Below are 13,225 nucleotides of genomic sequence, written 5' to 3' on the forward strand. Positions count from 1 at the left end.
TGGATTTAAAAACAATGAAAGAAACTATCCATGGTCTTCTGATTGCGCTGGTCGTTGTTTCCATAACGATTGCCTCGGTTATTTATTTCATTAAGCTCTTGATATTTATCATTAAGTTGATTTACAGAAAGACAAAAATCTATCTCATAAAGCGGGAGGAAGAGCGTAAAAAGCGTAAGCTTGAACCTAAGCCGATACATTTTACCCTACATATCACGATAAATCAAGTCGATAAGGGAGGTAAGAATATCCGTGCTAGATGAACAGCTTTGAGGATTTTGTAATATTTACATTTTAGATGACGTTTTGATGTATTGCTAAGCCCGCTCTCGTTCGGTAGCACAAAAATACCATAACCTCGTATTTGCCGCCTAGGAGGCTCTACATGGCAGTTGGCCTCGTTTCGGTACTTGTTCCAGCTAATGCAAAATACCCCGCTTAAACTCAATAATTACAACTTGCTGATAACAAGAGGACTTAACTCTGTGTCCGAGCAGTTTTATCCATTTGGAGTGAAGAAGTTTTGATTTCTTCCCATCAATCTTTTAGGATTAGTGGACATATCTCAGAGAATTAATGGGGCAGTCTTCTGAGATGTGTCCTCCAATTTTTCGAAGAAGTCGTACTAAGCCTTTCAGATCACCTCGACTGCCCCCAAGTTTAAGCCCGCTTTCTTTATAGATCTTAACAGAAATAGAGCAATTTCGTAGCTTCAAGTCAAGGATCTTAGGGTTCAACTCTGATGGATTTAATATAAGAAATTGGTGGCTAATTCTTATCTTTGTCCTAGCACTGTTGCTCAAGATGAGGCAGTGCTACTTCATCAATCAATTCTAAGGTATTAAAGTATTATGGCAAGTAAGCGTAGACTAAAAAAGGGTGTTGTGGCTCTAGCGGCAGCATTATTCGACGAGGCTCTTCTATTCCGTGCCTTTGCTTCGGGTGAACAGGTCGATGAGCTAGAGGCCCTTATGGACGATATTATGGTATGGACAGACGATACGATCCGCCGTGTCGCTCGTCCCGACGGCAAGGACAATCCTAAGCTGGTACGTGCCTACTACACCAAGCTCCGCAGAGATATCAACGAAACTGCAGAGAAGTTCGACGAGCGCCTAGTTAAGGTGCTCGAGTCGTTGTAGTGCATCAAGCTGATTCATTATCCCTATCACCCAGCTGGTCGCATTCTCTTTGTTTAATTGGAGAATCGAGTGGCTGGGTGATTTTTTCGTGACTTCATAGCTCCGACTTATTATGTACGCTCCATCAAGAAGACTATCCTCGCAGGGGATCATTGCACTCTCTCTGCTGCTCTATACCCTAGGTCTGCTTCTCTCTGCACTGCCTCTAGACCCATGGCGCACGGCTCTCTATGAGCAGATGGGTTGGCGCCTGCCAGTGCCTCTAGATCTCTCGTATAGCTCCCTGCTAGAGTTTGCCGTGTTGGTGCCTGCTTTATCCATGATTTCCATCAGACTGACCGACTTCTTCTTCCTACACGACAAGTACGAGCAGCGTCTTAGCCTGCTTATTCTGCCACTGATCATGTATGCTGGTTTGTATCAGTCTGGGAGCTACGACGGCCTTGTCATAGCAGGCTCGCTCGGGGTGCTTTGGCTGCTGCTAGGGAGTTATCAAGACACTGAATGCCCCTCTCGCATGGTGCTAGTCGGTGCCCTGCTTGGAGGGCTTGGACTCTATCATGCCAAAGCACTATTGCTGCTACCTGTGCTCGTCCTGATGCTCTACCGACTGCGCTGTCTTTCTCTTCGCAATCTGCTCGCTACGCTCCACGGGCTTGCGCTTACCGCCTTCATTGCTCTACCTATATTCTATTTACTAGATCAAGATCTGCTCTTCTGGCACCTCGGGCAGTGGGTACACTCATGGGGCGTTTGGGGCTGGACTATGGAGGCTGGCGGCACTTCTTACTCAGATCTCCTCCCTCTCATTGTGCTTGTTGTGTTTTTGCTCGTCGGTGTGGGTATGCACTATGTGCGTGCTCAAGGAGAAAATGTTCGCCAGCGTGAACAAGAAGCCTCGCTTATACAGTTATCTATTGGAGGGATTGCTTGCGCTATCCTCTCGTCCGAGAGCGTAGCGGTTCTGTACCTCGTGATCTGTGTACCGATTGTCACACTCCTGACTAGGGGTATTGGTCAGCTTCGGGGGCGAGCTCAGCGTATAGCACTCTCTACAATAGCTGTTTTATTGTTACTGACAGCACTATTTCATTAGTATCCACTCACTAACTCTAAACATATTTCAACAAGATGAAAACAGACATCGAAATCGCACGTGGCGTCAAGCTACGCCCCATCTCCGAGATAGCACAGAAACTAGGTATTGATACCGACAAACTAGAGCCATACGGCAGGCATATCGCCAAAGTACCTCTATCGGTACTGGAGGGTAAATCTCCCAAGTCGAAGCTGATCCTCGTTACCGCCATTACCCCCACGAAGAGCGGACTAGGCAAAACGACCGTCTCCATCGGTCTATCGCTAGGGCTGAATAAAATAGGCAAGCGAGCTATCGTTGCCCTGCGTGAGCCTTCTCTGGGGCCTTGTTTCGGCATGAAAGGCGGTGCTGCTGGTGGTGGCTATGCTCAGGTGTTGCCTATGGAGAAAATCAACCTGCACTTCACTGGCGACTTCCACGCTATTACTTCAGCACACAATATGATCACGGCGTTGCTAGACAACTACATCTATCAGCACCGCTCGGACGCAAGCAAGGGACTAGCCGAGGTCCTCTGGAAGCGTGTGCTAGACGTCAATGATCGTTCTCTAAGGCAGGTAATCACGGGTCTGGGAGGCTCGGCCAATGGTCTGCCTACGGAGTCGGGTTTCGACATTACGCCTGCTAGCGAGATCATGGCGATTCTATGCCTCTCACGTGATATGCAGGACTTGCGCCGCCGCATCGAGAATATCTTGCTCGGCTACACGCACGATGGCGCTCCATTTACGGTTAAGGATCTAGGTGTAGCGGGTGCGATCACTGTGCTACTACAAGATGCTATCGCGCCCAACCTCGTACAAACGACAGAGCATACTCCTGCATTCATCCACGGAGGGCCATTTGCCAACATTGCTCACGGCTGTAACTCTATCCTAGCTACTCGTATGGCTATGGCACATGGCGAATACACGATTACGGAGGCTGGCTTCGGTGCCGACCTAGGAGCAGAGAAGTTCTTCAATATCAAGTGTCGCACTGCAGGGCTCAAGCCAGACTTGACTGTCCTCGTAGCCACAATCGGTGGGCTCAAGATGCACGGCGGTGTGCCCGAAACAGACCTCAAGAGCGAGAACCTCGAGGGGGTACGCACTGGGCTAGCCAACCTAGACAGACACATAGACAATTTGCAAAGCTTTGGTCAGTCGGTTGTCGTATCCTTCAATAAATTTGCGAGCGACACCGATGCCGAGATTGAGCTGGTGCGTGAGCACTGCGCCGCTCGTGGAGTTGGCTTCGCTATCAACACCGCCTTTGGTGAGGGGGGCGAGGGAGCAGTAGAGTTGGCTAAGCTCGTTGTCGATACGATCGAGAGCAATCCGTCGAAGCCACTCGTGCACACCTATGAGCTGGAGGCGAGCATCGAGGAGAAAGCCAATGCCGTAGCGAAGAAAATTTATGGTGCCGACAAGATCACTTTCTCAGCTAAGGCCAAGAAGCAGCTCAAGCGCATCTCGGAGCATGGTTGGGAACGTTTCCCAATCTGTATCGCCAAGACGCAGTACTCATTCTCGCAGAACCCGACGGCTTATGGTAGTGTACGTGGTTTCTCTATGGAAGTAGCCGATATTGTGATCAATACAGGTTCGGAGATGATTGTGCTCGTTATGGGTGCCATTATGCGCATGCCCGGTCTACCCAAGAGTCCACAAGCTCTACGCATCGATATCGTCAATGGCGAAATCGAAGGCCTGAGCTAGTCGGTAGATATGCTCAAAATGACAACTCTAGGGGCTGTGCCACAGTGGCGCAGCCCCTAGTTTTTTCGCTATTCGGGAGAAATATATTACCTTTGTCGCTCGTTCACAATAGACAAGCGGTTGATTTGTGACGATCTACAGCCCCGAAAGACGGGAACCAGCCACAATGCTTAGGTTGCATAAGCCTTCGTCTGAGCGGTTGGTATGTTGAATTTAATAAAAACTGTATGAATTTTAGAGGCATTCTTTTCGGTATTGCTGCCGCCTCAGTCGTTATGACTATTGGTACATCAGCCGTTCGCCCAGCCGACCGCACTAGCGGCCTTGAAGCAGGTGACGTACTACCGGAAATGAAGGTAACAGCCGAGCGTGCATACGACCTTGTACCAGCAGAAAACTCTAATCGCTACACCCTCGTACACTTCTGGGCAGCTTATGATGCCGAGAGCCGTGCGGAGAATGTAGTTTGGGACAGGTTCTTTGCTAGCACTGTGAGTGATAAAATCGCCTATCGAGGCATCTGCCTAGATCCCGATGAGGAAGTATTCACCCAGACGCTGACGCTCGATGGCGTAGATGCATTAGACCAGTATAGCACTCCTACGGACAAGCGCTTGGATCTGATGAAATCCTATGGTCTGGAGCAGAAGTTTCACTCATACCTCGTCGATGATAGAGGAGTAATCCTGAGTGTAGACCCTACGCCCGAAGAACTTGAAAGATTCTATTTACTTTAATCTGTCTGTACTCTGCGACATCATTTGTCTAGATTGGACAGCAACAAAAATGGCTACCAGTAGCAGCACTTCGCTCGCTGGTAGCCATTGTTTTTGTCGAGATCCCTATCGATTGAGAGATAACTATTGCTCTGGGACTACGACAAACTCCGTACGTCTATTGAGAGCATCACACACAGCCTGCTGCTCCTCGCTTAGATTAGCCACAAACTCGGGCGTAAGCTGATCACCCTCTTTGAGGAATGGATACTGCTCTGCCTGCCTCTGAGATACGGTAACGGGTTTTTGCTGCCCATAACCACGAGATAGCAGTCGCTCCGAGGCGATACCCTGCTCAATGAGGTAGGTCACTACTGACTGCGCTCTGCGTTCGGATAGACGCAGGTTATATTCCTGCGCTCCGTGCCTATCGGCATGAGCCGATAGCTCGATGCGGATCTCGGGATTCTCTTGCATGATACGTATCAGCTCCCCTAGAGGCTCGGCACTCTCGGGCAGTAGCTCCGCACTGTCGAAAGCATAGTACACATGGCGCAGAGCCTCGTGCTCTTCTCGAGAGGCTAGCCGAAAGTCCACAACGTACTGCTCGCTACGCTGCGCCACCTCTGTGCGGAAACGTGCGTACTGGTTGAGGTAGCCGGGTGCCGAGGCGAGCATCACGTAGCTGACATCGCCCCTAGCTTTGATGCGGTAGCTACCGTCCTGCTTCGTAGTGGCGACAACCTCCGAGGCATCTTTGCTATTACCCACCAGTCTGACCGTTGCTCCTGCGATTGCATAGTCGTCCCGATCCATCACATAGCCTTCAATAATTGTCACAATCTGAGGAAGGGAGAAGTGGTATAAGTGTGGTCTACCTCGCCCGTCATCTCTAGATGAGGAGATAATGCCTCTTACGGCTAGGCTCTCTTCGTCGGGTCTTTGGTTCAGCCGAGGGTCAAAAGCGATACCAAAATCGTCGGCATGGCTATTGAGGGGCTTCGGCAGTTGCTGTACATGCCACTGCCCAGAGGGGAGGAGTATGGCCTTGTAGACATCTAGCCCGCCATAGCTTGGGTGTCCGTCCGAGGAGAAATATAATAGGCTATCGCTCTGGCAGTAGGGGAATAGCTCGTCTGCTGGAGTGTTGATTGGCAAGCCTAGATTCTCCACCGCACCATAGCTATTGTTGTCGATGCTCACACGATAGATGTCTTTGCCGCCATAGCCTCCGGAGATGTCGCTCACGAAGAACATAGTCTTGCCACTTGGGCTGATGCTAGGGTGAGCCGCCATGATCGTACTATCACGCCAAATATCTACCAAATTGCCCTTGCTCCAGCCTTGCTCACCAGATTTACTCGCTCGCCAGATCTGTGCCGTTCGCATATATTGGTCCGATCGCTCGGCTAGGGTGTAGTACATTGTAGCGCCATCTGCCGTTAGTGACGGAGTACCTTCGTCTGCAAGCGTGTTGAGTGCGCCTACCAACGTGTCAGGCTTGCTCGACCATTGCCCATGCTGATCTCTCGACAGACGATACAGATTGCCGTCTAGCTCTCCCGTAATATCGTTTTTATCTCCCTCTCTGCCTCGATTGCTCCCAAAGTACAGCTCCGAGCCATCTGGTGCGAAGGCTGGTGCATAGTCACTGGCACTAGAGCTCCAACCATCGGCTCTCTGTAGACGGTACCTCTGTACATCGGCGGTATCGGTAAGGGCCAGACGACAGCCTTCTATCCCCACACGTGCCAGATGGCTTAGGCTATCTACAGCCAAGTATCGCTGATAATACTCGATTGCTTCAGGATAGGCCTGAGCCATCTGAGTAGCCTGCCCCAGTCTAAGCAAGAGGAGTGAGTCGGGATAGCCATATCGCTCTGCACTGCGGTAGTAGTTGAGTGCTCGTTGGCTCTGCCTCAAGGTGCGATAAGCCTCTGCCGTATGCCATGCATAGTAGGCTCGTAGCTCTAGAGCTCGTGGCGGAGTACGCCGATAGAGCTGACTATATAGCGTGGCAGCACGCAGATATTCACCTCTCGCCTCGGCCTCGGCCGCTTCCTTGCGAGAGGTGCCACAGCTCGTATGGACCAACACTCCAGAGAGCATGAGCACACCTACGAGATGCTTTGACCAAGATAACCCAATGAAACGATCCATATTAACTAAATACTAGCGAATGTCTATGAGCTTATGTGTCTGTAGGCTGAGCCTCCATTGTGGATGTTTGAGGACGAACTCGACGCAGCGCTCTACCGAGGCTTTGTCTAGCTGCATAGCATCATCGCCCACGAAAATAGGACTAACCAAATAGGCCGAGGCCTTGGGGAGCTCCGAGATAGGCGGGGGGAGGGGGCCATCGGCCGAGATAGGGAAGCGGAACTCCGATACGCCCTCGGGGAAACTCTTGTGTAGTTGCTTCAGAGCCTCTGGCTTAGGGCTACAAGTGATGTAGTCTAGGCCTCGTGGCGGACGACGTGTGCCGTTCGTTTCGATAGCTTGAGTGTATCCTTTGCTATGAAAAAACTCAACAGCCTGCTCCGAAAGCTGGAGGGTGGGCTCTCCGCCCGTCCAAATGATGAAGCGGGCAGGGTAATCCGCTATGGCCTGCCAGATCTTCTCTAGACTCATCTCATCGCCGTGGTCGAAGTCTGTATCGCAAAATGAGCAACGCAGATTACACTTGGCCAAACGAATGAAAATGGCAGCCTTACCCGTATTGATGCCTTCACCCTGAAGGCTATAGAATATCTCGTTAATCAACATAGTCCTACAAAGATATGGGATATCCGAGCATCAATCGCATGCTTGGAGCTATTTTGTCATAGGTAGGTGATGTCACTGACGACAAAAAACTTGCTTTTAGACGTCTGAAAAGTTTTGTTGAGACGTCTAAAAACTTCGGTTAAGACGTCTCAATTCTACTAACCAAGCCTTGAAATATACATCTCAAATCTTGAAATATATAACTCAAACCTCGAAATATATATTTCCAGCCTTGAAATGTAATTTTGAGACGTCTCAATCGAACTTTTGAGACGTCTCAACGAAAGTTTTTAGACGTCTAAACAGATGTTTTATGACGACTCAACTTACCACAACATAATACTAGGGATTTGGCTACTGCAGAGTAGAGCGATACGAAGCATTATCTCAGCGGTTACATTGGCTTAGACCTATGGGGGCGAACAAGTGTGTTGATTGGGAGAGGAATATGGCAGCTCCAAGTATCTTATACGTGCTGGAAGGATTTGCACAAACGTATAAGAGTGGGCGCTATAAAGGCTCCGATAAATCGGTAGGACAGATATACGTCGCCTAATATGCTTGATAGATCGGGCTTATAGAGCCTAATGAGTCTTAGGAGAGATGTGTGTTATCGGCCAGAGTGTAGCAGGTGAGCAAGCGTTAGCTCGCAAGGACCTCAATCAATAGTCGTATATTAATTGAACATAACGCCTGTTATAAATTTATATATCTGATATACAATATCATATATTGCATTCCTTATTATATATACCTACGCCTGCGATGGAGATTAGAGGCGTTCGCTTTCCGTTGTCCCAGCGGCTCCGCCTCGGTACTTCTTAGTCTTGGTATTATTAAATCGGTAACTGACAGACAAACTTAGGTCGGGATAATCGGAATTAACTAGATGATATAGCTGGCCTGCTCGTGCGGCTAATCGGTACTCTTCTTGGCCAGTAGTCAGCATATCGTCAGCTCTCAAAGTGATGCTCCAGTGCCTGCCGATGCTTTTAGACACGGAGGTATCAATCTGCCAAACGTTGTAGAGCTTCTTGGAGAGCTGACTGCCTCCTATGGCTCCACTTAACCCAACGGTGCATACGATACCCCAAGGCAGATTGATGAGATTGTCCCAGCTGGCCTCTATTGTTGGCCTATGTGGGTAGCCCTTGGCAATGTACCACACGCTAGAGAGCGTCCACGAGGGTTGCCACACCTCCCAATTGGGGGTATAAGCCAACTGAGCCCGATAGATCTGAGCATCAATGTTTTTGTGGATAAGCATCAAACTGCTATTGTAGTAAGGGTGTCGCTCAATATCCTCCATCTGCAAATCCTCTGCTACCTGACCGCTTAGCTCAAGACTGAGGTCGTGATAGCTGGCTCCTAACGTCAAAGTGTGATCGACACGAGGCCGTAAGAGTGGATTGCCCGCTTCTAGTGCATACTCGTGGACGTATAGAGCCGAGTTTTGTAGCCATCGATAGCTAGGGCGTGTGACGGCGGAGCTATATTGCAGAGAGAGGGCTCCATCACTATGCGAATAGGTAATGCCAGCAGACGGAAGCAAATACCATGTGCGACGTACAGCAATCTCTCGGTCAGTCTGCATGTCTTTCGTCCTCTGTTGTGTTTGCTCGAGACGAATGCCTAGATGAGCAGCATAATGCTCTGCGAAACTATTGGACCAATGAGCATAGACCGAGTTGCTGCGTTCTAGATTCAGCTGCTGGCTATTGGGGAGTAGCCTTAGAGCTTCTGGGGTTAATGTCTTGGCTTGTTGGTTGATTTGGCTCAAGTTGCCGTCCCACCCCAGCTGGATATTCCCCCATTGGTCCGATCGCTCTGCGTATATCCTCCAAGCCAATACTTGCCCAAGCGTTGAGTATTGTGCTTCAATACTACGTGTCGCAGGAGCAGGCTTGAGGTCCTTTACTATGGCAGAGAGCTGACTATTCGCTTGATTATAGATGTAGCTACCCTCAGCGTGCAGCGTCCACTCCGATGCGATTAGAGCGTGGTAGTAGCCGTTTATCTTGTGATTGGTGTGTGGTCGTATCAATGCATTGACCTTCTCGGCTTGGTAGCTCCGACGGAGGATATCGCTCGGCTTCACTGTAGCCTCAATAGCTCTAGTCTGTGAGCTGGTTGCCTCTCTGTGGTAGCGGTAGCTTAGACCGAATTCTTGCCCTACACGAGGTTGGTAGACCAAGTCTGTATAGGCATCGTAGCCGATCTCTCGATCCTCGCCTTGCGCCTTTGCTTCATTGATCAGATTGTCAATGGCTATTTCGTTGTCTTGCTCAAAGTTGTTGGTGCGGCCATAAGTACTTCCCGAGATCTTTAGGCTGAGCTTGTCGCTATGCCAATAGAGCTCTCCAAGGGTATTGTACCCCATCTCTTGCTGTTTAAGTAGATCCATGCCAACGTATCCTCCCAAGTTATTGTCAGTTTGCTTCTTAGGGACAATCCGTATGGCGGCACGAGCAGGTGTGTTGGCACTAAACTCATCGTTCATGACAAGCTCTATGCGCTCAATCTCCTTGGGGCTAATGTGCTCGAGATCTCCTCGATCAATCCTTCGTCCTGCGAAATACAGACTAGGCTCTCCCCCACCCTGAATCCGAAGGCTATTGGCGGAGGCTTCTACCAAAGGAAATTGGTCGAGCACCTGCCACAGTCGAGGCAGATGCGCCAAAGGGGTATCTACAACATGACGGACTAATCGCCCCTGCTCGATCTCTCGGTTTGTCCCTCTGTGCAGGAGCACCTGTGCATCGACAGAGGTTGCGCCCAAGCCGATACAAGTCATAGCAAGGCTTAGCTTACGGACAACAGCTTTCATAGAAGTTGAGTTGTGGGGTTAGCACTGTACAGAGGTTACTCTGCAGCAGTAGAGGTCTTGCTTCGGTATAGCTCATAGCGAGCCATAACCTCACGCACATATTTGTAAGTTTCTCTCCCTCGCAAATAGCCGTATTTGCACACGGGATCTGTATAGTATTTAGGGTCGCTCTTCAGTCGTATAAACTCCTCTACATGGCCGTCCCAGCGATTGGGGTCGGAGCCATACTTGCGCGCTAAGCGCTGAGCGTCTTGTATGTGGGCGACACCTGCATTGTAGCCCGCTAGAGTGAGCCTTATGCGTTGCTCCACGTCCTCCACCGAGCGGAAATATCTCTCTGTCGCAAGTAGGCAATCTACCGACACACGAACCGATACGACGGGATTGAGCAGCTCCGCTTTGCTCGCACCGAAGCTCTGTCCAGTACGAGGCATAATGCCCATGAGGCCACGAGCGCCAGACCAACCGATGATCTCGGCTTTGAAGTTAGACTCCTGATAGGCGATAGAAGCTAAGATCTGCCACGGCCAACCGAGGCGTGGGGCTTCCTTTTGGAACAACGCGTCGTAGGGCGACAGACGCCCAGCGCCTAGGTGCAGCATCTCTCCACGCCAGTCGTAGGGCTTAGAGGAGGGCTCTTGGCTGTCTTCTGTTTGCTCCTCCTCGAAGTATCTTTTGTACAGCTGCTTGTAAGCCTCAACCTCTGGAGCCTGCTCTGCCCAGCGGTCTATAGCTTCGGCTAGGCCGACACGCTCAGGAGAGGTAATCCAGCGCAGACGCTGTGGGAACCCAATCTCTAGTTTGATGTCGATACCGGGGTAATATCTCTTAGTGAGCCGAGCGAGCTCTTGGTCTACTACGGTATAGTCGATCTCTCGGTTGGCCACTTGAGCCATGAGATCCTCACTATTGATCGTGTCGCCAGAGAGAGCGACGATGTCGATGTCGCCTCCAAGCTGCTGCTCTAGGTTAAGTAGTCGCTGTTCGTAGCGGGATTCGGCTGGTACGTGTATGCGCTTGCCTAGTAGCTGAGTAACATTGCTGACATACATGCCTTGTTGCCCTTGCTGTCGTGAGGCTCTGCGTTGTACCAAGACTAGACCGCTTCGCTCCTCTAGCCCCGTATATCGGTAGCGTTGTTTCCCTGTGCCGCTGACAGCCTCTGGAGTAATACTTAGATCCATCAGTCCACTATCTATCAGATTATGGATCGCCTCAAGATTGGGGGCTATATGCAGCGTCATAGGCAGACCTAGACTATCTGCCATTAGCTTGACCAGCTCGTATTGGTAGCCCATCTCCTCATCTCGATAAGTGAAGTAGGTCGTTGCTCCAGAGAGAGTGACTACCCGCAGTGTATCGGGCAGAGCCATACGCCGAGCATAGAGCGTGCCCTGCTCTTTCTGTTTCGTACGTCGATAGCCTAAGGCAATACTTGCTCCTGCTATGGCTAAACCAAGCAATAGTAAGATCAGAAGCATTGGCAGGGACTTGGGTTTGGCGACAGTCATAGCCTAAGGGAATTGAAGATGACTAATTAGTTCGATTGGCGGCTCTGAGCTCTTCGCTGTATCGCTTCTCGATATTGATTCGCTTTCTTCTGAGCCTTGCTGGAGGAGCCGAAGGCATTGAACTCAAATCGCTCAGGCAGATCTCTCGCCCAGTCGATAGCCCGATTGGGCTTCTGCCCCGATCCGCTGTGGAGAAGCTCTACATCGTCGTACAGCTCGCCGCTGTACAGATAGGAGCGATAGCGTAGAGAGTTTGGTCGCACCTCAACGCTCTGGTAGAGTTGTAGCCCAGACCCCAGCCGATCGTGTATGGGATCGAAACCATTGCGATAGACCTTGGGCGAGCTGCTACTGATCACATAGAGCGGGCTGATGCTGTCGGCTCCGTCTTTTGTCGTGATGCGAGAATAAGCGTGGTCATGTCCTTGGAGGATTAGGTCTGCACCTGCCTCCTCGAGTATGGGCTTATAGACATAGCGCATCACGGGGTGACTACGGCTATCTCTCACACACTGCACTGCGTGATGGAACATAACCACCTGCCAAGGCTGCCCCGAGCTCTCGAGCGCCTCACGCAGCCAAGAGCGATGACGCAGTATGGCAATCGGGTCGTTGATCCCGTTGCTATCGAGGACGATGAAACGCATCAGCGGGAAGTCTACATAGTAGCTCCGCCTCTCGAAGCCCTCTGGGCCATTCGCGGGATAGTTGTACTGAGCTACCCAACGAGGGTCGAGCTCTCGAGTAAAGCCTTTTTTGAGGTATTCGTGATTGCCAGTGGAGAGGATAAATGGAGTTCTAGCCAAATAACCTGCACCCCAAGCAGAGTACCAGACACTCCAATACTCATCGGTGGGGCCCTCTATTTGGTCGCCCGCAGCGGCTACGAAACTTGGCCTAATGGCAGAGTCGATATGCCCTGTCAGTCGCTCAAAGAGCTCGCTACTCATTTGCCCAGATGGATCCTGCACATCGCCTAGATAGATGAAGCGCACAAGTGTGTCCAACCCACTGGGCATATCAATTCGCCCCGAAGCCTCTTGAGAGCCAGTCCTCACTCGGTAGAGATATGCCCTACCCTCCTCTAGGTTATCTAGGCTTGCCGTATAGTAGCAACCACGCCCAGATCGAGTTTGTACGATTTGTCCCTCGGCAGCGATGCTTGTCCAGTCTAGCTCCTGAGGAAGGATCATATCCGACACCTCGGCATACAAGAGTTCGGAGGGCTGTAAGCTCTCACCACAGCGCCAAGAGATACTCCGCTCGCTAGCGAAGTTCTGCCCGGGCGTTAGTGTCAGACGATCTATTTGCTCTGCCGTAGTATAGGGCTTCTCGGTTGGATTGCCGAACCAAGCCCTCCAGCGGAGCTTGAGTAGTATACCAACCCCTAAAGCAAGTACAAGCAAAACAATTAGAAGCCTTAGCCGCTTGTTCTTATCTCGTCGTATCTCCTTCTCTCTCATT

Annotated in this window: 10 protein-coding genes; 5 read left to right on the top strand and 5 right to left on the bottom strand. The window is 50.6% G+C overall.

The genetic code is table 11. The features are described from left to right. Positions 1 to 14 precede the first annotated feature (14 nt). The 5 genes from HQ48_RS08740 to HQ48_RS08760 all read left to right on the top strand — a co-directional run bounded on the left by HQ48_RS08740 (position 15) and on the right by HQ48_RS08760 (position 4,678). Entirely contained in the window at positions 15 to 263 is a 249-nt protein-coding gene (locus HQ48_RS08740) for a hypothetical protein (protein WP_044190791.1), read from the top strand. A 588-nt stretch (positions 264 to 851) separates the two neighbouring features. Then, on the top strand, positions 852 to 1,142 hold the full coding sequence (locus HQ48_RS08745; RefSeq protein WP_044190793.1) for a hypothetical protein: 291 nt from the start codon (positions 852 to 854) through the stop codon (positions 1,140 to 1,142). Between the two features lie 112 nt (positions 1,143 to 1,254). Further along, on the top strand, positions 1,255 to 2,238 hold the full coding sequence (locus HQ48_RS08750) for a DUF6427 family protein (RefSeq protein WP_044233199.1): 984 nt from the start codon (positions 1,255 to 1,257) through the stop codon (positions 2,236 to 2,238). 35 nt (positions 2,239 to 2,273) lie between these two features. Then, a complete protein-coding gene (locus tag HQ48_RS08755; RefSeq protein WP_044233200.1) occupies positions 2,274 to 3,941 on the top strand; it encodes a formate--tetrahydrofolate ligase in 1,668 nt (555 codons plus the stop codon). A gap of 227 nt (positions 3,942 to 4,168) precedes the next feature. Next, positions 4,169 to 4,678, top strand: coding sequence for a hypothetical protein (locus tag HQ48_RS08760; RefSeq protein WP_044233201.1), 510 nt, complete (start codon positions 4,169 to 4,171; stop codon positions 4,676 to 4,678). A 123-nt stretch (positions 4,679 to 4,801) separates the two neighbouring features. On the opposite strand, the gene HQ48_RS08765 is transcribed toward HQ48_RS08760, so the two are convergent. From HQ48_RS08765 to HQ48_RS08785, 5 genes are all read right to left on the bottom strand, one after another. Continuing rightward, positions 4,802 to 6,817, bottom strand: a complete 2,016-nt coding sequence (locus HQ48_RS08765; protein ID WP_052409043.1) for an OmpA family protein — start codon at positions 6,815 to 6,817, stop codon at positions 4,802 to 4,804. Positions 6,818 to 6,829: 12 nt separating this feature from the next. Continuing rightward, entirely contained in the window at positions 6,830 to 7,423 is a 594-nt protein-coding gene (locus HQ48_RS08770; protein ID WP_044233202.1) for a radical SAM protein, read from the bottom strand. 772 nt (positions 7,424 to 8,195) lie between these two features. After that, positions 8,196 to 10,250 carry a TonB-dependent receptor domain-containing protein gene (locus HQ48_RS08775; RefSeq protein WP_044233203.1) on the bottom strand — a complete coding sequence of 685 codons (2,055 nt, stop codon included), beginning with the start codon at positions 10,248 to 10,250 and terminating at the stop codon, positions 8,196 to 8,198. A gap of 35 nt (positions 10,251 to 10,285) precedes the next feature. Next, the gene (locus HQ48_RS08780; protein WP_052409044.1) at positions 10,286 to 11,761 is read right to left on the bottom strand and encodes a transglycosylase SLT domain-containing protein; all 1,476 of its coding nucleotides are present in this window, start codon (positions 11,759 to 11,761) and stop codon (positions 10,286 to 10,288) included. 26 nt (positions 11,762 to 11,787) lie between these two features. Continuing rightward, a complete protein-coding gene (locus HQ48_RS08785) occupies positions 11,788 to 13,224 on the bottom strand; it encodes a metallophosphoesterase family protein (protein ID WP_052409045.1) in 1,437 nt (478 codons plus the stop codon). Position 13,225 lies beyond the last annotated feature (1 nt).

The organism is Porphyromonas sp. COT-290 OH3588 (assembly GCF_000769075.1).
Taxonomy (GTDB): domain Bacteria; phylum Bacteroidota; class Bacteroidia; order Bacteroidales; family Porphyromonadaceae; genus Porphyromonas.